This window comes from Nocardia transvalensis NBRC 15921 (assembly GCF_000308875.1).
Taxonomy (GTDB): domain Bacteria; phylum Actinomycetota; class Actinomycetes; order Mycobacteriales; family Mycobacteriaceae; genus Nocardia; species Nocardia transvalensis.
In genome coordinates this window covers 93,681-118,422 of the sequence record NZ_BAGL01000006.1, presented here as the reverse complement: position 1 = coordinate 118,422, position 24,742 = coordinate 93,681, and the positions used below count along the sequence as shown (strand labels likewise).

At 68.7% G+C, this 24,742-nt stretch carries 23 protein-coding genes and 1 pseudogene; 13 read left to right on the top strand and 11 right to left on the bottom strand.

The genetic code is table 11. The annotated features are described in order from the left end of the window. From ON41_RS38765 to ON41_RS03955, 3 genes and pseudogenes are all read right to left on the bottom strand, one after another. A pseudogene (locus ON41_RS38765) lies at window positions 1–498 on the bottom strand (hypothetical protein); the annotation flags it as partial. A 606-nt stretch (window positions 499–1,104) separates the two neighbouring features. Next, on the bottom strand, window positions 1,105–2,019 hold the full coding sequence (locus ON41_RS03960; RefSeq protein WP_040745167.1) for an SDR family oxidoreductase: 915 nt from the start codon (window positions 2,017–2,019) through the stop codon (window positions 1,105–1,107). Window positions 2,020–2,065: 46 nt separating this feature from the next. Then, on the bottom strand, window positions 2,066–2,860 hold the full coding sequence (locus tag ON41_RS03955; protein WP_373281313.1) for an SDR family oxidoreductase: 795 nt from the start codon (window positions 2,858–2,860) through the stop codon (window positions 2,066–2,068). A gap of 50 nt (window positions 2,861–2,910) precedes the next feature. Between ON41_RS03955 and ON41_RS03950 the strand changes: the two genes are divergently transcribed. The 6 genes from ON41_RS03950 to ON41_RS39985 all read left to right on the top strand — a co-directional run bounded on the left by ON41_RS03950 (window position 2,911) and on the right by ON41_RS39985 (window position 7,673). Beyond that, window positions 2,911–3,675: an enoyl-CoA hydratase family protein gene (locus ON41_RS03950; RefSeq protein WP_040745166.1), complete on the top strand. Its 765-nt coding sequence runs from the start codon at window positions 2,911–2,913 to the stop codon at window positions 3,673–3,675. Between the two features lie 76 nt (window positions 3,676–3,751). Beyond that, window positions 3,752–4,630, top strand: a complete 879-nt coding sequence (locus tag ON41_RS03945; RefSeq protein ID WP_040745217.1) for a CoA transferase subunit A — start codon at window positions 3,752–3,754, stop codon at window positions 4,628–4,630. 37 nt (window positions 4,631–4,667) lie between these two features. Then, entirely contained in the window at window positions 4,668–5,423 is a 756-nt protein-coding gene (locus ON41_RS03940; protein WP_040745165.1) for a CoA-transferase subunit beta, read from the top strand. After that, on the top strand, window positions 5,420–6,499 hold the full coding sequence (locus tag ON41_RS03935; protein WP_040745164.1) for an NAD(P)H-dependent flavin oxidoreductase: 1,080 nt from the start codon (window positions 5,420–5,422) through the stop codon (window positions 6,497–6,499). The genes ON41_RS03940 and ON41_RS03935 overlap by 4 nt, the downstream gene beginning before the upstream one ends. Before the next feature lie 464 nt (window positions 6,500–6,963). Then, window positions 6,964–7,224: a hypothetical protein gene (locus ON41_RS41325; protein WP_157185343.1), complete on the top strand. Its 261-nt coding sequence runs from the start codon at window positions 6,964–6,966 to the stop codon at window positions 7,222–7,224. A 20-nt stretch (window positions 7,225–7,244) separates the two neighbouring features. Then, window positions 7,245–7,673, top strand: a complete 429-nt coding sequence (locus tag ON41_RS39985; protein WP_246460930.1) for a hypothetical protein — start codon at window positions 7,245–7,247, stop codon at window positions 7,671–7,673. Window positions 7,674–7,730: 57 nt separating this feature from the next. Here ON41_RS39985 and ON41_RS03930 read toward each other — a convergent pair whose 3' ends face one another. Then, window positions 7,731–8,879, bottom strand: coding sequence for a serine hydrolase domain-containing protein (locus ON41_RS03930; protein ID WP_040745214.1), 1,149 nt, complete (start codon window positions 8,877–8,879; stop codon window positions 7,731–7,733). Window positions 8,880–9,053: 174 nt separating this feature from the next. Further along, window positions 9,054–10,829 (bottom strand): CocE/NonD family hydrolase, encoded by a 1,776-nt coding sequence (locus ON41_RS03925; protein ID WP_040745163.1) that lies wholly within the window; start codon window positions 10,827–10,829, stop codon window positions 9,054–9,056. Between the two features lie 206 nt (window positions 10,830–11,035). On the opposite strand from ON41_RS03925, the gene ON41_RS03920 reads away from it, so the two are divergent. Further along, complete coding sequence (locus ON41_RS03920; protein WP_040745162.1) at window positions 11,036–11,620, top strand: NADPH-dependent FMN reductase; 585 nt, start codon at window positions 11,036–11,038, stop codon at window positions 11,618–11,620. Beyond that, window positions 11,617–12,075 carry a YybH family protein gene (locus ON41_RS03915; RefSeq protein WP_040745161.1) on the top strand — a complete coding sequence of 153 codons (459 nt, stop codon included), beginning with the start codon at window positions 11,617–11,619 and terminating at the stop codon, window positions 12,073–12,075. Before ON41_RS03920 ends, ON41_RS03915 begins: the two co-directional genes overlap by 4 nt. Here ON41_RS03915 and ON41_RS03910 read toward each other — a convergent pair. From ON41_RS03910 to ON41_RS03885, 6 genes are all read right to left on the bottom strand, one after another. Beyond that, window positions 12,015–14,030 carry a molybdopterin-containing oxidoreductase family protein gene (locus ON41_RS03910; RefSeq protein WP_051160938.1) on the bottom strand — a complete coding sequence of 672 codons (2,016 nt, stop codon included), beginning with the start codon at window positions 14,028–14,030 and terminating at the stop codon, window positions 12,015–12,017. The two genes, ON41_RS03915 and ON41_RS03910, sit on opposite strands and share 61 nt — an antisense overlap. A gap of 63 nt (window positions 14,031–14,093) precedes the next feature. Next, window positions 14,094–15,245 (bottom strand): acetyl-CoA C-acetyltransferase, encoded by a 1,152-nt coding sequence (locus ON41_RS03905; protein ID WP_040745210.1) that lies wholly within the window; start codon window positions 15,243–15,245, stop codon window positions 14,094–14,096. Window positions 15,246–15,292: 47 nt separating this feature from the next. Continuing rightward, window positions 15,293–15,904 carry a TetR/AcrR family transcriptional regulator gene (locus ON41_RS03900; RefSeq protein ID WP_040745159.1) on the bottom strand — a complete coding sequence of 204 codons (612 nt, stop codon included), beginning with the start codon at window positions 15,902–15,904 and terminating at the stop codon, window positions 15,293–15,295. A gap of 46 nt (window positions 15,905–15,950) precedes the next feature. Beyond that, complete coding sequence (locus ON41_RS03895; protein ID WP_040745158.1) at window positions 15,951–16,682, bottom strand: hypothetical protein; 732 nt, start codon at window positions 16,680–16,682, stop codon at window positions 15,951–15,953. A 99-nt stretch (window positions 16,683–16,781) separates the two neighbouring features. Then, complete coding sequence (locus ON41_RS03890) at window positions 16,782–17,576, bottom strand: SDR family oxidoreductase (protein ID WP_040745157.1); 795 nt, start codon at window positions 17,574–17,576, stop codon at window positions 16,782–16,784. A 12-nt stretch (window positions 17,577–17,588) separates the two neighbouring features. After that, the gene (locus ON41_RS03885; RefSeq protein ID WP_169336466.1) at window positions 17,589–18,794 is read right to left on the bottom strand and encodes an acyl-CoA dehydrogenase family protein; all 1,206 of its coding nucleotides are present in this window, start codon (window positions 18,792–18,794) and stop codon (window positions 17,589–17,591) included. Between the two features lie 59 nt (window positions 18,795–18,853). On the opposite strand from ON41_RS03885, the gene ON41_RS39980 reads away from it, so the two are divergent. From ON41_RS39980 to ON41_RS03860, 5 genes are read left to right on the top strand one after another with little or no spacing between them, the layout of a single operon-like run. Next, on the top strand, window positions 18,854–20,572 hold the full coding sequence (locus ON41_RS39980; RefSeq protein ID WP_040745156.1) for an AMP-binding protein: 1,719 nt from the start codon (window positions 18,854–18,856) through the stop codon (window positions 20,570–20,572). Between the two features lie 5 nt (window positions 20,573–20,577). Then, window positions 20,578–21,438, top strand: coding sequence for an enoyl-CoA hydratase (locus tag ON41_RS03875; protein WP_373281315.1), 861 nt, complete (start codon window positions 20,578–20,580; stop codon window positions 21,436–21,438). After that, complete coding sequence (locus tag ON41_RS03870) at window positions 21,439–22,569, top strand: acyl-CoA dehydrogenase family protein (RefSeq protein WP_040745154.1); 1,131 nt, start codon at window positions 21,439–21,441, stop codon at window positions 22,567–22,569. Between the two features lie 59 nt (window positions 22,570–22,628). Then, window positions 22,629–23,639, top strand: a complete 1,011-nt coding sequence (locus ON41_RS03865) for an acyl-CoA dehydrogenase family protein (RefSeq protein ID WP_040745152.1) — start codon at window positions 22,629–22,631, stop codon at window positions 23,637–23,639. Beyond that, window positions 23,636–24,736, top strand: coding sequence for an acyl-CoA dehydrogenase family protein (locus tag ON41_RS03860; RefSeq protein ID WP_040745151.1), 1,101 nt, complete (start codon window positions 23,636–23,638; stop codon window positions 24,734–24,736). Before ON41_RS03865 ends, ON41_RS03860 begins: the two co-directional genes overlap by 4 nt. Window positions 24,737–24,742 lie beyond the last annotated feature (6 nt).

The window sequence follows — 24,742 nt, the reverse complement described above, 5'->3', positions numbered from 1 at the left end:
GGTTCCGAAGAGCGCGGCGAGCGCCGAACCGGTGGCGGAGCCGGTGCCCAGCAAGGCGGCCCCGGCGGCGGAACCCGTACCGAGCACTGCCGCACCGGCGGCCGATCCCGTCCCCGCGACGGTCGGGCCGACGACGGAGCCGGTGCCGGCCAGCGCCGAACCCGTGCCGGCCGCGGCGGAACCTGCGGCGGCCGAGCCGGTGGTGCCCGCGGCGGAGCCGGTGCCGAGAACCGCGGAGCCCGCCCCGGCGCCCGCGGAGCCGACCGCGGCCGAGCCGGTGGCTCCGAGCGCCGCGGACCCGGTCGCCGCGGCGGCGGATCCGACGCCGAGGACGCTGGCCGAACCCGTGCCGAGGATGGAGGCCAGGTCGAGCAGTCCGACAGGGGTGGCCGCGGTGTCCTGGACCGGCGCGGAAGCGTCCGTTCCGGACGAGCCCTGGCCCTGCGTGGCCTGATTCTGCTGGGTGAGGCCCGGCCATGTGAGCTGGCCCTGTGTCACTTGCCCCTGCGCGGCCTCGCCCTGCGGGGCCTGGCCCTGCGTGACTTGGCCTTGCTGCTGAGTCTGCTGCGGGACCGGATTCGAGGATCGACCGGGGATGCGGAGGGGGGTGCCGTCGGAGCCGTCCGGACTACCGGAGCCGGACGGTGAGGTGGGCTGCTGAGGCTGGGCCTGGGCGGCTAGAGGGCCGAGAAGACCGCAGCCGGCGACTACCCCGGCCACTGCCACTACACGCGCTATGCGACCTACGGTCATGCGCTTGCCTTCCCCTCATCGTTCAGCGCAGATCTTCAACCCCGGTCGCGTCCACATCCGGGAATACAACGGATGCCGATCATCATAACTGCCGAGTGTTTGCTCGCGCAGCGGGATGGTGTGACCTGTCCCACCAGCTCAGGGGCACTCGCATTGCCGACAGCGCTGACGACGGACGCGTGGGCGACGATCCGGTGGCGGCGGGCGCCGCGCCCGCCGTGCCGATCGGGTAGCCGGAACCTCGCTACGCGCACAATGTGATTCGACACGGACCGAACGCCGGATCGATACCGCGGGAAGGCTGCGGCGCGTCGCGCTGTTCGGCCGTGTCGTGTCGAATCGGGTGGACGATCAGGCGCCGTACACCGGCTCCGGAGGCGTCGCCTTGGCAATCAGCTCGCGCACCGCGGGGCCCAGCTCCGCGGGCGTCCAGCGGGCGCCGCGATCCACCGGCGTGCCGTGCCGCCAGCCGTCGGCCAGCGCCACCTTACCGCCCTCGACCTCGAACATCCGCCCGGTCACGCCCGCCGAATCGGGGCTGCCCAGCCAGACCACCAGCGGGGAGATGTTCTCGGGGGCCATCGCGTCGAAGCCGTCGTCCGGTTTGGCCATCATGTCCGCGAAGACCGTCTCGGTCATGCGGGTGCGGGCGCTGGGCGCGATGGCGTTCACGGTGACGCCGTAGCGCCCGAACTCGGCGGCCGCGGTGATGGTCAGACCGGCGATACCGGCCTTGGCGGCGCCGTAGTTGCCCTGGCCGACGCTGCCCTGCAGGCCCGCGCCGGAACTGGTGTTGATGATGCGGGCGTCGACCTGCTTACCGGCCTTGGACTCCCCGCGCCAGTAGGCGGCGGCGTGACGCATGGTGGCGAAGTGACCCTTGAGGTGTACGCGGACGACCGCGTCCCACTCGTCCTCCGACAGGTTGACCAGCATCCGGTCGCGGACGATGCCGGCATTGTTGACCAGCACGTCGAGGCCGCCGAAGGTCTCCACCGCCTGGTCGATCAGCCGCTTGGCGCCCGCCCAGTCGGCGACGTCGTCACCGTTCACGACCGCCTTGCCGCCGAGGTCCATGATCTCCTCGGCCACCCGCGCGGCCGGGGAATCGGCCCGCCGGCTGCCGTCGAGTTCGGCGCCCAGATCGTTGACCACCACGTTGGCGCCCGCGGCGGCGAAGGCCAGCGCGTGTGCCCGGCCGATGCCGCCGCCCGCCCCGGTCACGATGACAGTGCGCCCGGCGCAGATCCGCTCGTTGTCCGCCATGTTCTCCGCTCTCGTTTCCCTTGTGCTGTACTGCGTTTCGTGGTCGTTACCGCGCCTGCTTCGCGGCCTCGTTGGCGGTCGCGGCCGCCAGGAACGCGGGGCGCTCGCCACCGCCGTGCGCCAGCAGCGCGGTACCGCTGACGTACGCGGCGAGCGGGGAGGCGAGGAAGGCCGCCACCCGGCCGATGTCCTCGGGCGTCGCCATGCGCCGCAGCGGAATCGTCTCCTCGACCGCAGCGATACCGGCTTCGTCCCCGTAGTGCAGGTGGCTGGATTCCGTGCGCACCATGCCGACGATCACCGAGTTGACCCGGACCTTGGGCGCCCATTCGATCGCGAGCGAGGAGACCAGGCTGTCCACCCCGGCCTTGGCCGCGCCGTAGGCGGCGGTGCCCGGCGAGGGCCGGTGGCCGCTCACGCTGGAGACCATCACCACCGATCCGCCGCCCGGCTGTTCCTGCATCACCGCATTGGCGGCCTGCGAAACCAACAGGGGCGCAAGCAGATTCAGCTGCACGATCTTCGAGTGATAGTTGGGGCTGGCCGTGGCGGCCAGTGCGAAGGGTGCGCCGCCGGCGTTGTTGACCACATGATCCAGCCGGCCGTGGCGTTCGGCGACGGTCTCGACCAGCTCGCGCACGGCATCGCCGTCGCGCACATCGCACGGCAGGAACTCGGCGCGGCGGCCGGAGCTCTCGATCGGCGCGTCCGCGGGGCGTCGCGCGCAGGTCACGACGGTCGCCCCGGCGTCGAGGAATACCCGGCTGATGCCCGCCCCCACGCCCCGCACGCCGCCGGTCACCAGAACGACCGCTCCGGAGAGGTCCACTTCGATTGCCACCGTGATAACCTACCAAGCACTTGCTTGTTTTGCCAACGAATGGACATGCGATGGGGATCAACCGTCACACCGAGACCTCGGGCGTCGAGGTCGTCACGATCGACTACCCGCCGGTCAACGCCCTGCCCACGGCCGGCTGGTTCGCCGTGGCCGACGCGGTCCGCGCGGCCGGGCGCGATCCCGAGACCAAGGTGGTCGTGCTGCGGGCGGAGGGCCGCGGATTCAACGCGGGCGTGGATATCAAGGAGATCCAGCGCGATACCGGGCACCAGGCCCTGATCGACGCCAATCACGGTTGCTACGAAGCGTTTTCGGCCGTGTACGAGTGCCAGGTGCCGGTGATCGCGGCGGTGAACGGATTCTGCCTGGGCGGCGGGATCGGGCTGGTCGGCAATGCCGACGTCATCGTCGCCTCCGACGACGCGACCTTCGGGCTGCCCGAGGTGGAGCGCGGGGCGCTCGGCGCGGCAACGCATCTCGCGCGGCTGGTGCCGCAGCACATGATGCGCACGCTGTTCTACACCGCGAGCACCGTCACCGCGCAACAGCTGCACCACTTCGGCTCGGTGCACAAGGTGGTGCCGCGCGCGGAACTGGATTCGGCGGCGCTGGAGGTCGCCAAGAACATCGCCACCAAGGACGGCCGGGTCATCCGGGCCGCCAAGCGCGCCCTCAACGGCATCGATGTGCAGGATGTGCACCGCAGCTACCGGTACGAGCAGGGCTTCACCTTCGAGCTGAACCTGGCCGGGGTGTCCGACGAGATCAGGGCTCGGTTCGACGAGGATCTGGCTGCCCGCAAGGAGGCACGATGATGCGACACTGGCGAAGCTCCGCGCGTCGGGCCGACCGGGTGCGGGTGTCCCGCATGACACAGCGGGGTGAGAAGTGATGCGCGACAAGCGGATGACGCTCGACGAGGCCGTCGGTCAGCTGCGTAGCGGTATGACGATCGGCCTCGGTGGCTGGGGGTCGCGGCGCAAGCCGCTGGCCTTCGTGCGGGCGCTGCTGCGATCGGATGTCACCGATCTGACCGTGGTCTCCTACGGCGGCCCGGATCTGGGCCTGTTGTGCTCGGCGGGCAAGGTGCGCAAGGCGTACTACGGCTTCGTCTCGCTGGATTCGGCGCCGTTCTACGATCCGTGGTTCGCCAAGGCCCGTACCGGCGGCGAGCTGACCGTCCGCGAGATGGACGAGGGCATGGTGAAGTGCGGGTTGCAGGCCGCGGCCGCGCGGCTGCCGTTCCTGCCGATCCGCGCCGGTCTGGGCTCGGACGTGCTGAACTTCTGGGAGGGCGAGCTGCGAACGGTGCGGTCGCCGTACGAGGATGCCGACGGGCGCACCGAGACCCTGGTGGCCATGCCCGCGCTGACGCTGGACGCCGCGTTCGTCCACCTCGACCTGGCCGACAAGCACGGCAACGCCGCCTACACGGGCGTCGACCCCTATATGGACGACCTGTACTGCCTGGCCGCCGAACGCCGCTTCCTGTCGGTCGACCGCGTGGTCGAGACCGAGGAACTGGTGAAAGCCGTTCCGCAGCAGGCGATCATCCTCAACCGCATGATGGTCGACGGTGTCGTCGAGGCCCCGGGCGGCGCGCACTTCACCTTCTCCGGCAGCTACGGCCGGGACGAAAGCTTCCAACGGCATTACGTCGAGGCCGCCGGGGATCCCGAGACCTGGGCGGCGTTCAAGGCCCGGTACCTGGACGTCTCCGAGGACAACTATCAGGCGGCGGTCCGCGAATTCGCCGAGGAACGCCCATGACCGACACCACCACCGCGACCCGCGCCGAGGACCACCCATGACAGACACCGAAACCATCACACGCGCCGAGGTGTGCGCCGTCGCCTGCGCCGAGATCTTCCGTGGTGCGGGGGAAATCATGGCCAGCCCGATGTCACCGACCCCCATCATCGGGGCGCGGCTGGCCCGGCTGACGTTCGAACCCGATCTGCTGATCTCCGACGGCGAGGCGATCCTGCTCGCCGAGACACCGCCGCTCGGCGCGAAAGCCCCTGCGGAGGGCTGGATTCCGTTCGGCAAGGTCTTCGACGTGGTGGCCTCCGGGCGGCGGCACGTCGTCATGGGCGCCAATCAGCTCGACCGGTTCGGCAATCAGAACCTGTCGGCGTTCGGACCCTTGCAGCAGCCGAAGCGCCAGATGTTCGGTGTGCGCGGCGCGCCCGGCAATACGATCAACCACGCCACCAGCTACTTCGTGCCGCGGCACAGCACGCGGGTGTTCTGCGATCAGGTCGATATCGTGTGCGGCGTCGGGTACGACAAGATCGATCCGGAGAATCCGGCCTTCCGGTTCCACCACCTGCATCGGGTCGTGAGCAATCTGGGCGTCTTCGATTTCGGCGGGCCCGGGCACACGCTGCGTGCGCTGTCGCTGCATCCCGGGGTGAGCGCGGACGAGGTCGCGGAGAACACCTCCTTCGAGGTGGCCGGGCTGGAGTCGGCGGAGGTCACGCGGTGGCCCACCGAGGAGGAGCTGCGGATCATCCGTACCGTCCTGGACCCCAAGGGCGTTCGCGACAAGGAAGTGCGATGAGCCGCCTGTCCACCCCGCTCACCGAGCTGGTCGGCATCGAGCATCCGGTCGTGCAGACCGGCATGGGGTGGGTCGCCGGGCCGCGCCTGGTCGCCGCCACCGCCAATGCCGGGGGGCTGGGCATTCTCGCCTCGGCGACGATGACGTTCGAGGAGCTCGAGGCGGCGGTCGCGAAGACCAAGGAGCACACCGGCAAACCGTTCGGCGTGAACATCCGGGCCGACGCGACCGATGCGCCGGAGCGGATCGAACTGCTGATCCGGGAGGGTGTGCGGGTCGCCTCGTTCGCGCTGGCGCCCAAGAAGGAACTCATCGCGCGGCTGAAAGATGCCGGGGTCGTGGTGATTCCGTCGATCGGCGCGGCCAAGCACGCGGTGAAGGTCGCCTCCTGGGGCGCCGACGCCGTGATCGTGCAGGGCGGCGAGGGCGGCGGGCACACCGGGCCGGTCGCGACCACGCTGCTGCTGCCGTCGGTGCTGGATGCCGTCGACATTCCCGTGGTGGCGGCGGGTGGTTTCTTCGACGGTCGCGGTCTGGCGGCGGCCCTGTCCTACGGTGCGGCGGGTGTCGCGATGGGCACCCGGTTCCTGCTCACTCGCGAGAGCACCGTGCCGGACGCGGTGAAGCAGGAGTACCTGAACCGCGGCCTGCAGGACACGGTGGTGTCGCTGCGGGTCGACGGTATGCCGCACCGGGTGCTTAACACGGATCTGGTTGAGCGGCTGGAACATTCGGGCCGGTGGCGTGGCCTGGCGGCGGCGGTCTCCAACGCGCTGAAGTTCAAGGGCATGACGGGCATGAAGTGGTCGACCATCGTGCGCGACGGGCTGGCCATGCGAAAGACCAAGGACCTCACCTGGTCTCAGGTCATCATGGCCGCCAACACCCCGATGCTGCTGAAGGCCGGACTGGTCGAGGGCAATACGCACGCGGGTGTGCTCGCGGCCGGGCAGGTCACCGGCATCATCGAGGATCTGCCCACGGTCGAGGAACTCATCGATCGCATCGTCGACGACGCGGTCGCACGCATCGACGCGATCTCCGCCCTGCGCCGGGGAGCGGACGCCACCCCCTGAGCGTGGCCACACCCTCTCGGCCACACCGGAGGCCGCCCGCACACACCCCTCTCGTGCGGGCGGCCTTCGCTTCTCACCACCTGAATGCCTCACACGGAGAGGCCCACAATTTCCGGACGGGTCAAATACCGCCACGCGGCATCGGCCCGAAAGGCGGGCACCATACGCCCGGGTCGGGACTCTGCGAACCTGTCAGAACACATTCCTGAAAAAGCTTGATTGTCGGCCCCAACGGATCGTCGTCCTGCCGGAAGTGGGGACGCGGAGCCCCCGGCTCACAGAAGCCGTTGTCATCGCAACCGGGATGGGGCCCAACCATATCCGGCCCCGCCCAAGCGGACGAAGCCCCCATAGCAACGCCAGCCACAATGCCGAAACCGATAACTCCCAGACGAACAACCCTGCGCATACATACCTTTCACGAAATTTCGAAATAGCGAGCCAACGATACGATATCCCCACCCATGATGACCCGCTCATTTATCAGGCCGCGGGACAATATCGCCGGTGCCGTAGCCGCGCTCTACCACAACCGTCCGCATGGGACAGCGCCCGTCGACTATCGCCCAGGTTCCGATCGCGGGCGCGGCATCGACTACCTGACCTTTCGCCGAGTAGCCGAACTGGCACAGGCAGTTGATTTCACGACTGGATCGGCATTGCGCGGCTTGCTCGCGCGCCATCGATCCGATCGCTACAAACCGCCGCTGTACCGAACCATCTAGACGGTCGTAATTTCCCGTCCTTGCCCATCACTCAGACCGAGTTCTTCGCTCGTGGTGATCAACCTCCTTCGGCACTGGACCCCTTCAAGAGCTTCATGAAACGTGAGGGGCTCGCCTTCCTGCCACCCTCCATCCAGTTGCGTAAGGATGACGCCGCCCTGGACGATCAACTCGATCAGCTATCGGACGAGAAGGCCGTTCGGCACGAGATCGCCCAGTTCAACGAACGGGTGCTGCACGCTCGCCACCAACTGCCCTCAGGGCCCCCGCTGATCACCATGCCCCGTGACATTGAAGCCACCGTGGCAGCGTGGGCCGACCGCAAAGCGGCGCGATCCGCGGACGCACGCACTCAGGCGCGTGAAGAAGCCACGTCGCAGAAGCGTTCTCGGCGAGGCGTCTTCCGCAAGCTGGGTCGTCGACGACCGCGTCACCGCACCGAAAGGTGATCTGCCCGCGAGCGCGGCTAGAGGATCGACACTTGGTCTTCCGACGCGGCGGCGCTGTCAGGGGGCGGGTTCGGCTGGGGCGGTGCACAGGGCTGCGGCGAGGGCGGTGCGCATGTCCTTGGATTGGGCATCGGGTCCGCCGGGGGCGAGGGTGGTCATTATCGTGGCGGTGTGGCCGGCTGGGGTGGTGCCGCTGACGGTCGAGAATCCGGGGATGTCTCCGTCGTGGCCCCAGTAAAGGCCGCCGCAGGGCAATGGGGTGCTTATCAGGCCTAGGCCGTAGGCGTTTCCGGAGGGGTCGCCGGTTGGGCGGGTTGTCGTCATTGCCTGTAGTTCGGTGGGGTGGAGGAGTCGTCCGTTGAGGAGGGCAGCGAGGAACTGGTTCATATCCGTTGCGCTGGAGATTATTTCACCGGAGGCGTACGCGATGGACGGGTTGAAGTCGGTGAGGTCGACCAGGGAGTCGTCCGGCTTGCTGTAGCCCTGAGGGTGGGGGCCGGGGATAGTGGTCCGGTCGCCTGGGACGGAGGTGTCGCGTAGATCTAGCGGTTGGATGACGCGGCGGGTGATCTCGTCGCCGAACGGGTGGCCGGTGACCTTCTCGATGAGCAGCCCGGCCAGCACGTAGTTGGTGTTGGAATAATTCCAGCCGGTTCCGGGCGGGTACAGCCGCGGGTGGGCGAGGGCGAGTTGTACGAGTTGTGTCGGATCGTAGTGTGTGAGAGGGGTTTTCAGTACCTGTCGGAGGTCGAGGGAATCCAGGTAGTCGGGCAGGCCGCTGGTCTGCTGGAGCAGCTGACGCACCGTGATGTCGTGCCCGTCGTTGCCGTTTCCCCTGATCAGGCCGGGCAGGTAGGTCTCGATCGGCGCATCGAGGACGATCTTGTCCTCACCCACGAGTTGCAACACCACGGTGGCGACGAACGTCTTGGTCATACTGCCGATGCGGAACCGGCTGTCACCCGCCATCGGCGCGCGCGTCCGGATATCCGCGACGCCGCTGGTCAGCACCGTGCGACCGCGCCTCCCGTCGATTCCGAGCAACGCTCCCGGCGCTCCGTCGGCGGTGGTCAGCCGCCGCAGGATGTCGCGCGCATCGCTGTAGCCGGGTGGTGCGGCGGTATCGACCCGGGTTTCTGTCGCACACGCGCTCAGCGTCACCGCCGCCGCGCACAGAGCACCGAAAAGGCGGGCATATCCAGGCATTTCGTCCTCCAACAGCTTGGCGGACCTCATGCTAGGCAGCCCCGGCCCCCGCACGCCTCACCCCGGAGAGCCAACCGGCCCACCCGCTTCCGATACCTGAGAGCCAGAGCCCGCGAGCGGCTCGGGTTCGGAAGGCAGTCGACCACCCACCCGAACCCGAGTGACCCCGGATAGTCAGCCGAGGGCGACGTCGAGATAGGACTCGGCGCCCGCGGGCGAGCTGATGGTGGTGGTACTGAGACTGTCGGTCTGGACGAACGAGTAGAGGGCGTCACGGCTGTTGACGACCAGCGCGAGCCGGTGCCCGTCCGAGACGTCATAGCACGCGGCCTGGAGTGCCCATTCGATGGTGCGATCCTCACCGGGGGCGAGATCGGCGATGGTGTACGGCTCGTGGGTGATGATGCGCGCGCCGTTGTCCGGTCCCACGTCGAACAGGTAGGCCACCAGGGTGACCTCGTTCACGGTGCTGCGCACGGTCAGTCGCAGCCTGGATACGCCGCGCAGCCCGCGACCGTCGGCGAGCGGTTCGGTCAGCCAGATCAGCAGGCGGTCCCGCTCGAACTCGTCGAGGTGGTAGGCCTTGGGGTTGCCGTACCACTCCTGTTGCCCGGTCGACAGGAGCACAGGGTCCGCGGCCGTGGCCGCGGTGAGGCCGCCGGCCAGGAAGTCGCGCGTCCACCCGGCGCTGTGTGTCGAGCCGAGTTCCCCGTCCCCCGTTCCGCCGCCGAGATATCGGCGTTCGGTTCTGAGGGTCACATCAGCCCAGGACTTGCGGGGCTCCCGGCGAGCCGGCACCGTGATCCGGTCCTTGTCACCGGAAACGGGTTGGGTCCGATAGGTGAACATGATCTGATTGCTCACCTCGTCCGGATAGGCCGCCTGCCCGCCCCGCAGGTGGACCTTCAACCAGTCCCGCGCCTCCCGCATCGGCGTCAGCAGGCCGGGGAAGGCTGTACCGGTCGGCACGCCGACGAGGCCGGCGCCCTCGGGAGCGCCGTGGTCGCCGATCCACATGTTCAGGCGTTTCGGCACCGTCAGCCGGTTGAACGTCTCGAGCACTTCGTTGACCGGGAACAGGGTTTCGTGCCAGGTGTTCGACATGAATGTCGGGATACCGCGCGCATTGGTGATGTCGACGTACGTCTCCGGGGAGCGTTTCGTACCCCAGGCGACGACGTCGTCCATATTCCTGTTCTGCTCGAAATCGTCGAGGATCCGGCGCGTTTCGGCGTCGAACTTCTCCTCCCGGGTACCGCCGGTGAAGCCGACGAGCCCCCGCATGGCGGCCAGATGCCGGGTGCCGTTGGCGTACAGGCTGGTGGCCAGGTTTCCCCAGGTGCTCAGCGCCACGACCGCGGCCACCCGGTCCGCCGGATCGTGCGCGGCGACCAGCTGACCGATCCCGGACCCGTAGGACTCTCCGAGCAGGCCGATCGCGCTGGGCCCGAACTCCTCCGCGTAGTCCAGCACGGTCGAACCGTCGGCCCAGTCGTCCGGGCCGCCGACATCGATGTAGCCTCCCGACGTGGACGGCAGATCGGGATCGCCGAGACCGCGCGGCGTGTAGGCCACGACGTGGTAGCCGTCCGCGGCCAAGGTGAGATAGGTCCAGAGGAACGGCAACCAGCCGTAGGGGCTCCACCCGGCGGGCATCACGACCAGCGGACTCGGGGTCGGCGTGTTCAGCTCGATGGTGAATCCGGACAGGCTTACCCCGTCGTGCGCGGTGAAGCGTGGGAAATCGATTGTGGCGGTGGCTTTTACGCCGCTCACCACCTGTTGCAGCTCCGCGGGCAGCACTCCGTCCGCGGCGCCCTGAAGCGTGGCCAGCAGCGCCCGCGACACGCTGAGCACGGCCGGGCTGAAGGTCAGCCCGCCTGCCCAGATGCCGTTGACCTCGATATCGTGAAGAGTCTCGTCGGTGACAGTGACGACAGGATCGGTCATTGTTCGCGCACCCCATTCCATTCATGTGATCATGAATCAAACTCCGCGAAAACCAGTGTCGGAGAACAGGTCCGACACATATCCAGGGTAGATCCCCCAGCGCCCGTCCCGGCTCGTTACCCCTATACCGAACCGCGGGCCTGACATTCCGGGGGGCTGCGTCGTCGGGAGGTTGTGACACTTTCAGCGAGGCAGGAGAGTCGGAAATGAACAGGATCGGCATCATTCTGGGGAGCACCCGGCCCAACCGGAACGGCGAGCAGGTCGCTCGGTGGGTTCTGGAGGCGGCGGCGCGGCGAGGGGACGCCGAGTTCGAGCTGATCGATCTGCGGGATCATCCGCTTCCGCATCTGGATGAGCCGGTGGCGCCCATGTTCGGGCCGTCGGTGCATGCGCATACCCGGGCCTGGGCGGAGCGGATCGCGCCGTTCGACGGGTTCGTGATGGTGACTCCCGAATACAACGGCGGCATGCCCGGGGTGTTGAAGAACGCCATCGACCATCTGTTCGCGGAGTGGACCGACAAGGCGGTCGGATTCGTTTCCTACGGTGCGGGCGGCGGCGCCCGCGCGGTGGTGCAGCTGCGGACGGTGTGCGGCTCGCTGGGCATGGCCGATGTCGGGTATCAGGTCGCGATCTCGCTGCTCACCGATTTCGAGAACCACACCACTTTCACCCCGCGCGACCACCACGTCGTCGCACTGCACAAGACGCTGGACCAGGTCCTCGCCTGGACCACGGCGCTCGCGGGCCAGCGAGCCGACGCCACTCTCGTCAGGAGCCGATCATGACCATTTCCAACGACTTTCAGTCCCGCGTCGAGGCGGACGACGCCGAGATCCGCCGGCAGATCGACAAGGTCGTCGACGGACTGCGCGCCAAGGATCTCGACGCCCTGAAGCAGGTGTACACCCCCGACGTCATATCCTTCGACGTCGAATCGCCCCTCCAGCACGTCGGGATAGCGGCGAAGCTCGAGAACTGGGCGAAAGTGTTCCTGTTCTTCGAGAATGTGACCTACGAGGTCCGCGACCTGACGTTCACCATCGGTGACGAGGTGGCGTTCGGGCACGCCTTCGCTCGTCTCAGCGGCACGCTGAAGAACGGATCCGCGACGAACGGGATGTGGGTCCGAGTCACCTACGGCATGCGAAAGATCAACGGCGCCTGGCTGATCGCGCACGATCAGGTATCGGTGCCGCTCGATATCGCGACGGGCCGAGGAGCGGTCGACCTCGAACCCTGACGGGTGATCCGGACCCGATTGTCGTGGAACACCGCGCCACCGCCGAAGTCGGAGTCGCGTTCCTCGACGGTGGCGTTGGGAGTGGGGCCGCCGGTCAGTTTGCGCCAGCGGCCCTTCGAGGTGGCGGCCACGCCGGGACGGACCCGGTCGGAGACCTCGGCGACGGCCTCGAACGAGCCACGGTCGTTCGAGACGAGTACCGGTGTGCCGTCGGCGATGTCGCGGGCCGCGGCGTCGTCGGGATGCAGGGTGACGCGGGGTTCGCCTGCGCGGCGGCGCAATTCGGGGTTGTTGGCGAAGGTGGTGTTGAGGAAGTAGTGGGAGGCGGCGGAGATGAGGACCAGCCCGTCGCCCTGGTCGGCCGGCGGGATGTAGGACGGGAGGGGGTCGTGGCCCGCCATTTCGGCGCGGGCGGAGACGAACTGGAGCTTGTCGGCCGGGACGGGGCCGGGCTCGACCTTCAGGAAGCCGTCGGAGCGCAGCCGCTCGACGTCGAAGCCCTTCAGCAGCTGCCGGGCCAGATCCTCGTCGGAGTCGTAGAGCGAGGATTCGGTCAGGTTCATGCGGCGGGCCAGACGCCGGAACGTCTCCGTGGTGGACAGGCATTCGCCGGGCGGATCGACCGCCGGCTCGTTCCACACCAGATACATGTTCCCGTAGGCGGCGAGCACGTCCAGGTGTTCGGGCTGCATGGTGGCGGGTAGCACGATATCGGCGTAGTCCACGGTGTCGGTCGGAAAGTGTTCCAGCACAACGGTGAACAGATCCTCGCGCGAGAGCCCCTCGATCACCCGGTTCTGGTCCGGGTTGGAGCCGACCGGGTTGGCGGCGATCACGAACAGCGCCTTGACCGGCGGATCGGCGGTCTCCAGGAGACCCTCGCCGATGCGCGTCTGCGACAGCGTGCGCACCGGATTCGGCAGCAGATCGAACCGCACCAGCTCCGGCACGTTCAGCTTGAAATGCCCGGTGGTCGAATAGTGTAGTCCCCCACCGGGAATCGCCCAGTCGCCGGTGACGCCCGGCAGGCAGGCCAGGGCCCGCAGCGCCATCCCGCCTCCGGCATGCCGCTGAATCCCCTGCGAGGCACGGATGGCGGTCGGCCGGGTGCGGGCGATCCGCTCGCCGAGTTCCACGATCCGCTCCTGCGGCAGCCCGGTGATCTCCGCGACCCGATCGGGCGTGAATTCCGCTATACGACTCCGGAATTCGTCCCATCCGACGGTGTGCTCGGCGAGGAACTCGGTGTCCTCGGCCCCCATCGAGACGATCACGTGCATGAGCCCGAACGCCAGCGCCGCATCGGTCCCGGGCAGCGGCGCGAGATGTTCGTCGCAGCGTTCGGCGGTGCGGCTGCGCACGGGATCGATCGCCACGGTGTGTGCGCCGCTGTCCTGGATGAACTTCCACACGTGATGCCCGGAGGTGAGCGGGTTGGTCCCCCACAGCAGGATCAGCTCTGACTTCGCGAAATCCTCCGGATCCATACCGCCCGACGTGCCGAGCGTGTACTTCATCCCCAGCGTCCCCGAGATGGAGCAGATCGTCGGATCGTGCAGTGACGACCCCAGCACATTGAAGAACCGCCGCCCCGAGAACCCTTCCAGCCCTTGGATGTAGCCGAGGCTGCCGGTGCCGTGGAACGGCCAGATCGCCTCGCCGCCGTACTCGTCGACGATCCCGGTCAGCCGCGCGGCGATCTCGTCCAGCGCCTCGTCCCAGCCGATCCGCTCGAACCGCCCCTCCCCTTTACGGCCGACCCGCCGCATCGGATACGTGATCCGATCCGGCGAGTGCACCTGCTCGAGGTACCGGTTCACCTTCACGCACAGCGCGCCCCGGGTGACCGGATGCTCCTTGTTGCCCCGCAACCCGACCGCGACGCCGTCCTCCACCGTCACCACCCAGGAGCACGCGTCCGGGCAGTCGAGCGGGCACGCACCCAGAACCTTCATGCTGCCGATGGTAGGTGGTGGCCGTCAGTGCCCCACCCATTCCGATCCGGCAGCGCCGAAGACTCAGCTCAGGCGTTCGATGATGGTGGCGTTGGCGGTGCCGCCACCCTCGCAGATGGTGAGCAGGCCGTAGCGCCCATTGACGCGCTCGAGTTCGTTGAGCAGCGTGGCGAACAGCTTGGCGCCGGTCGCGCCGAGCGGATGGCCGAGGGCGATCGCGCCGCCATTGACGTTGACCTTGTCCGGATCGGCGCCGGTCTCCTTCAGCCAGGCCAGGACCACCGAGGCGAACGCCTCGTTGATCTCGATGACGTCCATATCCTCGATGGTGAGGCCGGTCTTCTCCAGCGCCCACTTGGTCGCCGGGATCGGCGCGGTCAGCATGTAGATCGGATCCGCGCCGCGCGCGCTCACGTGGTGAATGCGCGCCCGGGGCTTCAGCCCGTACTCGGCGACCGCCCAGTCCGAGGCCAGCAGGGTCGCGCTCGCGCCGTCGGAGATCTGGCTGGCCACCGCGGCCGTCAGCGGGCTGCCCTCGCTGAGCGGCTTGAGGCCCGCCATCTTCTCGAGGCTGGTCTCGCGCGGACCCTCGTCGATCCAGAAGTCGCCGACCGGCACGATCTCGCGGTCGAACCGGCCCTCGGCGATGGCCTTGCGGGCGCGGTCGTGGCTGCGCAGCGCCCAGCGCTCCATATCCTCGCGGCTGATGCCCCACTTCTCGGCGATCAGCTGCGCGCCGTTGAACTGCGACACCTCGCCGGTGCCGTAGCGATGGTCCCAGCCCTGCGAGCCGACGAACGGCGATTCGAAGCCGTACTCCTTACCCGCCAGCATGGCCGCCGAGATCGGGATGGCGCTCATGTTCTGCACGCCGCCCGCGACGATCACCTCGGCCGTACCGCTCATGATGGCCTGCGCGCCGAAATTGATTGCCTGCTGGGAGGATCCGCACTGCCGGTCGACGGTCACGCCCGGCACCGACTCCGGGTAGCCCGCCGCCAGCCAGGCCGTGCGGGCGATATTGCCGGCCTGCGGGCCGATCGCGTCGACACAGCCGAAGATCACGTCGTCGACCTTGATCGGATCGAGCGTGGTGCGTCCGAGCAGGCCCTGCAGCGCGGCCGCGCCCAGGTCCGCCGGATGCGTGCCGGCGAGCGACCCGCCGCGCTTGCCGATGGGCGTGCGCACGGCATCGACGACGTACGCCTCCCGCAGGGGCGCGTACTGGCGGCGATCAGACGGTGCAGACATTCTGGAAACTCCTACTTCCGGTGCGCGTCGGGATTGATGAGCCCGTCCAGCACGATGGTGAGGTACTGCTTGGCGAGGCTGTCGACGGTGATCCGGCCGCCGGGCTGGTACCACCGCACCGCCACCCACACGGTGTCGCGCAGGAAGCGGAAGGCGAGTTCGATATCGAGTTCGGGACGGAAGCTCCCGTCGGCGACGCCGCGGGTGAGCACGTTGTGCCAGAGTTCGCGGAACTCCTGATTGTACTTCTCGATATACGCGAAACGTGGTGTGTCGCTCAGTCTTTTGGCCTCGGCCTGGTAGATGGCCACCGCGGCGTGATGGCGGTCGAACGATTCGTAGGAGGCGATGACCAACGCCTCCAACGTATCCCGCGCCGCCAGACCGGAGGCGACGATCTCGCGGTAGCGGCCGAACAGGTCGTCCAGGAAGCCGCGCAGGATCTCGTCCACCATCGATTCCTTCGAGTCGAAATGGTGGTAAAGGCTGCCGGATAGAATTCCGGCCGCGTCGGCGATGTCCCGGACCGTGGTCGCACGCAGCCCGCGCTCGGCGAACAGACCGGCCGCGAGTGCGAGCAGTTCGTTGCGACGTGCGGATTTGGAGGCATCGGGTGCGGTCACCCGCCCATAGTACAACCAAGCATTTGCTTGGGTCCATGCCCCGCGCTCAGCGGAACGAGTACCGCAGCGGTGAGGACACCGACAGGTCCGCCAGGAGGCGATCGCAGATCACGACGGGTGAGACGCCCGCCCGCGCCATCCGCGCGACCAGGGCCAACCGGCGTTCGCAGCTGTCCCACTCGACGGTCAGCGGGCCGCGGCCAGGTCCGGCGTCGACGGTCGCCATCACCCGGGGCAGGCCGCCGGGATTGGGCTCCTCGCTGAGTTTCAGCACCATGCCGCGCTGCCAGGCGCGATAGGTCTCCATATCGGCGCCGACCACCAATTTGTCGGTGGCGGCGCACAATCCCTCGGCGATGCCGTCGGCGAAGGCGACATTGTCGAAGGTGAACTTGCGGCAGCGCCGCACCACCTCGAGCAGATCGGCCCGCACCTCACGCAGCAGGGCGTTCTGTTTGCGGCGGCGGAGCGCCGATTCGGAGTCGCCGGGCTCGGGCACCAGGCCGATGCGTTCGGCACGGACGCGGTCGCGGGCCATATCGGAGCGCAGCGCGCCGCGCGGGTCGCGCGCGACATCGTCCTCGTCGACCGCGTGGGCCTCGAGGATCTCCGCGGCGCGCGTGGCGGTCGCGTATTCGGAGGTGTGGTTCAGCAGTTCGGCGCCGAAGGTGAGGGCGGCCATGACGGCGCTGTCCAGCCGCCGACGAGCCAGCACCACTTCACGCACCAGCTCGAGTTCCAGCTCTTCGTTGTCTTCCTGACGGCGGTCCAGTCCCATGGATGGTGGTCCCTTCGAAAAAGAGGAACCGGCCTCCATCAGGATTGCACAGTTGGGGGTGGTCGGCGCCACCCAATTTCCGTCGTCAGGGAGGTGGGTTTACGCGCGCTGGCTGCTCACCGATACCACCTCGCCCGTGAGGTAGGAGGTGTAGTCGCTGGCGAGCATGGCGATGGTGGCGGCGACCTCCCAGGGTTCGGCGGCGCGGCCGAAGGCCTCGCCCTCGGCCAGGCGGTCCAGGAGGTCGGACGAGGTGACCTTGTCGAGGAAGGGGTGGCGGGCGATGCTCGGCGCGACCGCGTTGATGCGCACGCCGAGTTCGGCGGCCTCGACGGCGCTGCAGCGGGTCAGGGCCATGACGCCGGCCTTGGCGGCGGCGTAGTGGGCCTGGCCGTGCTGGGCGCGCCAGCCGAGCACGCTGGCGTTGTTGACGATGACGCCGCCGTGCCCCGCGGCGCGGAAGTAGTTCAGCGCCGCCCGGGTGCAGCGGAAGGTGCCGTTGAGGGTGATGTCGAGGACCTTGTCCCACTGCTCGTCGGTCATGTCGACGACCGGCGTCTCCCCGCCCAGCCCGGCGTTGTTCACCAGAATGTCGATGCGGCCCAGGCGGTCCGCGGCCGCGGCGATCAGGCCGTCGACCTGTTCGGTGCTGGTCACGTCGCAGACCGCCGAGGCCACCCGGCGGTCCGGGTAGGCGGCGGCCAGCTCCTCCTCGGTCTGCTTCAGCCGGCGCTCGTGCCAATCGGAGACGACGACGTCGGCGCCCTCGTCGAGCAGGCGGCGCGCGGTCGCCGAGCCGATGCCGGTGCCGGCGGCGGCAGTGACCACCGCGGTGCGGCCGGCGAGCAGGCCGTGGCCGGAAACCGGCTGTGGCGCAACGGAAAGGTCTGTCACGGGATGTCCTTTCTAGCGGGCTTCACGCGGCAGGCCGAGCACGCGTTCGGAGATGATGTTGCGCTGCACCTCGTTCGAGCCGCCGTAGATGGTGTCGGCCCGGCTGAACAGGAACAGGCGCTGCCATTCGTCGAGATCGTCGGGGAGGGCTTTCAGACCCGGGGCGCCCAGCACGTCCATGGCGAGTTCGCCCAGACCACGATGCCAGTTGGCCCACAACAGCTTCGACACTGACGCCTGGCCCGCGGCGGTACGGGCATCGACGGCGCCGTGCCCGGATTCCAGGGTGCGCAAGGCGTGCGCGCGCAGCACCCGCAGGCTCACCCACGCCTGGTCGATGCGGGCGGCGATCACCGGATCATCCAGCGCGCCATTGTCTTTCGCGACCACTTCCAAATCGGCGAGTTCGCGCGCGAAGCGGATCTGCTGGCCGACGGTGGAGATGCCGCGCTCGAAGGTCAGCGTGCCCATCGCGACGCGCCAGCCGTCGCCCGGTTCGCCGACGACCAGATCGGCCTCGGTGCGGGCGTTGTCGAAGAACACCTCGTTGAATTCGGCGGTGCCGGTGAGCTGGATGATGGGCCGCACCTCGATACCGGGCTGCTTCATCGGGACCAGCAGATAGGACAGCCCGTGGTGACGGGACGAGCCGGGCTCGGTGCGGCAGATGGCGAAGCACCAGTCGGCCACGTGCGCCAGGGACGTCCAGATCTTCTGGCCGTTGATCGCCCACTCGTCGCCGTCGCGACGCGCCGAGGTGGTGACGGCCGCGAGATCCGAACCGGCGCCGGGCTCCGAATAGCCCTGGCACCACAGCTCGGTGACGGTCTTGATGCCGGGCAGGAACCGCCGCTTCTGCTCCTCGGTGCCGAAGGCCAGCAGAGTCGGGCCCAGCAGTTCCTCGCCGAGGTGGGAGACCCGGCTCGGCGCGTCGGCCTTGGCGTACTCCTCGTGGAAGATCACCTGCTGCCGCAGTGTCGCGTCGCGGCCGCCGTGCTCTTCGGGCCAGCCGAGGCAGGTCCACCCCGCCGCGGCGAGGTGGCGGTCCCATTCCAGCCGCTCGTCGAACGCCTCGTGCTCGCGTCCGGGACCGCCCAGGCCGCGCAGTTCACGGAACTGCCCGTTCAGGTTCTCGGCAAGCCATTCGCGCACGTCGGCACGGAATTCGGCATCCTGGGGAGATTCCGCCGCGGCATCCGAATCGTGGGTCTGGATCACACTCACTCCGGTAGAGTAACCTACCAAGCACTTGCTTTGTAGACCGATCGAGGACGACCGTGACAACCCCTGCGCAGACCACCCCTCTCGCCCTGCACGAAACGGCGCGCCGGTATGGCGACGCGACCGCCGTGAGCGACGGCGATGTGCGCCTGAGCTGGGCGCGCCTACTCGACGAGGTCCGGCGGACGGCCGGGGCGCTGATCGCCCGCGGCGTCGAACCCGGCGATCGGATCGCCATCTGGGCGCCCAACACCTTCCACTGGGTGGTCGCCGCACTGGCCACGCATTACGCCGGCGCGGCACTGGTACCGCTGAACACCCGGTACGTCGCGGACGAGGCGGCGGACGTGCTGGAGCGGGTGGACGCCAAGGCCCTGTTCGTGGCAAGTCCCTTCCTCGGTCGTGACCGGCTGGGCGAATTGCGTTCGACGGCTCCGGAGTTGGGCATCGAGACGGTCATCGTCATCCCCGGCGACGAAGACTCCCCCGACTCCCCCGTTTTTCCGGCACGCTTTTGGCCGGAATCCAGCGAGGGATCCCGGCCAAAAGCACGCCGGGAAAACGAGGAAGACGGACGCCGGGAAAACGAGGAAGACGGACGCTGGGAAGACGAGGAAGACGGACGCCCGGAAGACAAGGAAGACGGACGCCCGGAAGGCAAGGGGGCAGTTGTCGCGTGGGCGGATCTGGACGACCTCTCCGCGCAGATTCCCGCGGAGCAGGTGATCGCCCGTGGGGAATCCGTAGGCCCGGAAGACATTTCGGATATCTTGTTCACCTCCGGGACCACCGGTCGTAGCAAGGGCACGCTGGTCGCGCACCGGCAGGCTCTGGATGTGGTGCGGGCCTGGTGCGAATGCTCCACTCTGAACAGCGACGACCGGTATCTGGTGATCCCGCCGTTCTTCCACAACTTCGGTTACAAGGCGGCCATGCTCGCCTGCCTGGTCACCGGCGCCACCATCGTGCCGCAGGCGACGTTCGACGTGCCGGAGACGATGCGCCTGGTGCACGAGCAGCGCATCACGGTACTGACCGGCCCGCCGACGATCTACCAGACCATTCTCGACCACCCCGCCCGCGCCGACTCCGATCTGAGCAGCCTGCGTGTCGCGGTCACCGGCGCGGCCACCGTGCCGGTGGTCCTGGTCGAGAGAATGCGCACCGACCTGAAATTCGATGTGGTCGTGACCGCGTACGGGCTGTCGGAGTCGGCCGGATTCGGCACGATGTGCCTGCCCGACGACGACGCCGAAACCGTCGCCAACACCTCCGGCGGCCCGATCGCCGGATTCGAGGTGCGCATCGACGACAACGGCGAGGTGCTGCTGCGCGGCCCGAACGTGATGCTCGGCTACCTCGACGATCCGGTGAACACCGCCAAGACGATCGACGCCGACGGCTGGCTGCACACCGGCGACGTCGGCGTACTCGACGAGCGCGGCTATCTGAAGATCACCGACCGCCTCAAGGACATGTACATCGCCGGCGGATTCAACGTCTATCCGGCCGAGATCGAGCAGGCGCTGGCCCGACTCGACGGCGTCGCCGAATCCGCGGTGATCGGCGTGCCGGACGAGCGCATGGGCGAGGTCGGCAAGGCGTACATCGTGCGCCGGGCGGGCGCCGCGCTCACCGAGGACGACGTGATCGCCTTCGCGAAGAAGACGCTGGCGAACTTCAAGGTGCCGCGCTACGTCGAATTCCGCGACCAGCTGCCCTACAGCGCCGCCGGAAAGGTGCTCAAGCGGCAATTACGTGAGGAGATCTCGTGACAGACATTCCCGACGAGGGCGAGGTCGTCACCTACGAGCGCCGCGGACCCGTCGCGATCGTCACGATGAACCGGCCGCAGTACCGCAACGCGCAGAACTCGGTGATGACCTACGCGCTCGACGACGCGTTCACCCGCGCGGTCGAGGATGCCGAGGTCAAGGCGATCCTGCTGGCGGGCAACGGAGAACACTTCTCGGCCGGGCACGACATCGGCACGCCGGGGCGCGACCACCACGTGCACTACGACAACAAGGCCGTGCTGTGGTGGGACCACGTCGACCGACCGGGCGGCGAACAGCGGTTCGCCCGCGAATCCGAGGTCTACCTGGGCATGTGCCGCCGCTGGCGGGAGATCCCCAAGCCCACCGTCGCGGTGGTGCAGGGCGCGTGTATCGCCGGGGCGATGATGCTCGCGTGGTCGTGTGATCTGATCGTCGCCTCCGACGACGCGTTCTTCTCGGATCCGGTGGTGCGCATGGGCATTCCGGGTGTGGAGTACTTCGCCCACCCGTGGATGCTGGGCCCGCGCCGCGCGAAGGAGATCCTGTTCACCGGCGATCGCTTCACGGCCGCACAGGCTTACGAATGGGGCATGGTCAACCGGGTCGTGCCCCGCGACGAACTGGAGACCCACGCGCTGGCCCTGGCCGAAAAGATCTCGGCCATGCCGCAATTCGGGCTCGCGCTGGCCAAGAAGGCCGTCAACCAGTGCGAGGACCTCATGGGCATGCGCGCGGGCATGGACGCCGTCTTCGGTCTGCACCATTTCGCACACGCCCACAATGCCGAGGTCGGCGCCGACTCGCTGGGTGGCATGAACATCGAATCCATGAAGGCCGGCGCGGACAGGAACGGAACGAAATAGATGGATCTCGAATACGACACCGCCATCGAGGAATTCCGGCTCGAGGTCCGGGAGTTCCTGCGCGCCAACGTGCCCGCCACACCCCTGCCGTCGATGGATACCAAGGCCGGGTTCGAGGCGCACCGGGCGTGGGAGCACACGCTCGCCGACGCGCGGCTGTCGGTCGTGTCCTGGCCGCGGGACTGCGGTGGGCGCGACGCGTCGCTGCTGGAGTGGGTGCTGTTCGAAGAGGAGTACTACGCCGCGAGCGCGCCCGGCCGGGTCAGCCAGAACGGCATCTTCCTGCTGGCCCCGACGCTGTTCGAACACGGCTCGCCGGAGCAGCTGGAGCGCATCCTGCCGCGGATGGCGCGCGGCGACGACATCTGGGCGCAGGCGTGGTCGGAGCCGGAGGCGGGCAGCGATCTCGCAGGCATCCGGTCGACGGCGCGGCGTGCCAACGGCGGCTGGGTCCTCGACGGCCAGAAGACCTGGAGTTCGCGTGCCTCGTACGCGGATTGGGCCTTCGGGCTGTTCCGCAGCGATCCGGAGGCCGAGCGGCACCGGGGCCTCACCTATGTGATGTTTCCGCTGTCGGCCGACGGCGTCACCGTCCGGCCGATCCCGCAGCTCGACGGGGAACCCGGCTTCGCGGAGATCTTCCTGGACAACGTGTTCGTCCCGGATCGCGACGTGATCGGCACGCCGAACGAGGGCTGGCGGGTGGCGATGAGCACCTCCAGCAACGAGCGCGGCCTGTCGCTGCGCAGCCCCGGCCGGTTCAGCGCGACCGCGCGTCGGCTGATCGACCTGTGGCGCACCACCTCCGACCCGTCCGATACCGCGGCGCGCGACCGCGTGGTGGACGCCTGGGTCGGCGCCGAGGCGTACCGGCTGAACACCCTGGCCACGGTCACCCGGCTGTCCGAGGGCGGCAAGCTCGGCGCGGAATCGTCGGTCAACAAGGTGTTCTGGTCCGATCTCGACATCGCCATGCACGAGACCGCCCTGGACCTGCTCGGCCCCGCCGCCGAACAGAGCGGCGCCTGGACCGACGGCTACCTGTTCTCCCTGGCCGGCCCGATCTACGCCGGTACCAACGAGATTCAGCGCAACATCATCGCCGAGCGCCTGCTCGGCCTGCCGCGGTAACGACGGGAGAGACGTATGCGCACACCGGCTCACACCTCCATCTCCGATTGGACCGCTCGATGAAGTTTGCCCTGTCCTCCGAACAACGGGATTTCGCCGGCAGCCTCCGCAAGATGTGCGATGCGGCCGGTACGCCCGGCATCATTCGCGCCTGGGCCGGCGGCGACCACCGCAGCGGCCGCGGCCTGATCCGGCAGCTCGCGGGCGCGGGCGCGCTGGGCCTGGCCGTCGACGAGGAGTACGGCGGCATGGGCGCCGAGGCGATCGACCTGGTCGTGGCGCTGCGGGAGATCGGCCGCGCCGCCGTCCCCGGTCCGCTGGTGGAGACCGCGGCGGCGATTCCCGCTCTGCTGCAGGCACTTCCGGACAAGGCGGCCGCGCGGCGCTGGCTGGCGGCCCTCGCCGACGGCCACGCGCTGGGCACGCTCGCGCTGACCCCGGACGCGCCCGCCGTCGATGCCGACACCGCCGAGGTCGTCCTGGTCGCCGACGGGGACCGGGTGTCGATCGGTCACCGGACCGACCTGATCCGGTCGGTGGATTCGGCCCGGCGGCTGTTCACGGTGGTGGCGGACGACGTCGTGGCCGAGGGTGACGGGGTGCGCGCCGCGATCGACGCCGCCTTCGACGCCGGGGCCCTGGCCGCCGCCGCACAGGCGCTCGGCGCGGGTCGGGCGCTGCTCGAGACCAGCGTCGACTACGTGAAGCAGCGCCATCAGTTCGGCAAGCCGATCGGGCAGTATCAGGCGATCAAACATCACCTGTCGAATGCCATGATCGGCCTGGAGATGGCCGAGCCGCTGCTGTATCGCGCGGCGCTGAGCGCTGATTCGGCCGATCGCGCCCGGGACGTGTCGGCGGCCAAGCTCGCCTGTTCCGAGGCCGCCTACCGCACGGCGCGCACCGCGCTCCAGGTGCACGGCGCGATCGGTTACACCGCGGAGTACGACCTCTCGCTGTGGCTGACCAAGGTCACCGCGCTCCGGTCCGCCTGGGGCACAGCGGATTTCCACCGGGCACGTATCGGAGATGCGCTGCGCGCGGACACAGACAGGAAAGGCCGGGCATGAGCAGCACCGCGGAACTTCAGGAACTCGCCGCGACGGTGCGGGCCGTCCTGGCCAAGCACGGCGACCGGGACGCGCTGCGGCGGGCGATCGACGGCGACCTCGGCTACGACGAGCGGCTGTGGACGCTGCTGTGCGAGCAGGTCGGCGTCGCGGCGCTGGCGATTCCGGAGGAGTACGGCGGCGTCGGGGCCGGTCTCGCGGCCGCGCTGGTCGTCGTCGAGGAACTCGGCCGCACCCTGCACGCCCCGCCGATGCTCGGTTCGGCGGTGCTGGGCGTGCAGGCGGTCCTCCTGTCGGGCAACACCGAGGCCTGCGCGCGCCTGCTACCCGAGGTGGCCGAGGGCGGGCGCACGCTGGCCCTGTGCTGGGCGACCGAGCGCGGCTGGGACGGCTACGGCATCCAGGTCGAGAGCGGAAATCTCACCGGCACAGCGCATTACGTCCTCGACGGCGCGATCGCCGATACGCTGATCGTGCCGACGTCCGACGGTCTGTACGAAATCGACGCCGCCGCACCGGAAGTCGCGCGCACGGTCGCGCCGACCATGGACCCCACCCGCCGGCTGGCCGAGATCACCTTCACCGCCGCCCCGGCGCGCGCCCTCGGCGGCGAACCGGCGGCGGCCACCGCCCGGCTGCGCGAGATCGCCTGGGCCGCACTGGCCGCCGAGCAGGTCGGCGCCGCGGACCAATGCCTCCAGGAGACGGTCGAATACACCAAGTCCCGGGTCCAATTCGGCCGCGCGATCGGCAGCTTCCAGGCGCTCAAGCACCGTATGGCCGATATGTACGTGCTGGTGGAGTCGGCCCGCTCGGCCGCCTACGCCGCGATCGCCGACCTCTCCGAGACGACCTCGGCGGGCCGGACCTCGGGCGCCGTCGTGGCGCCCCTCCCGCGCCCCGATTCGGCGCTGGACCTCGCCGCCGCCCGCATCCACTGCTCCGACGCCTACAGCAAGGTCGTCGGCGAGATGGTCCAGATGCACGGCGGCATAGCCATCACCTGGGAACACGAGGCCCACCTCTACTTCAAACGGGCCCACGCCGACACCCAACTCTTCGGCGCCCCCACCCACCCCCTAGCCCGCCCCGCCTGAACCCGG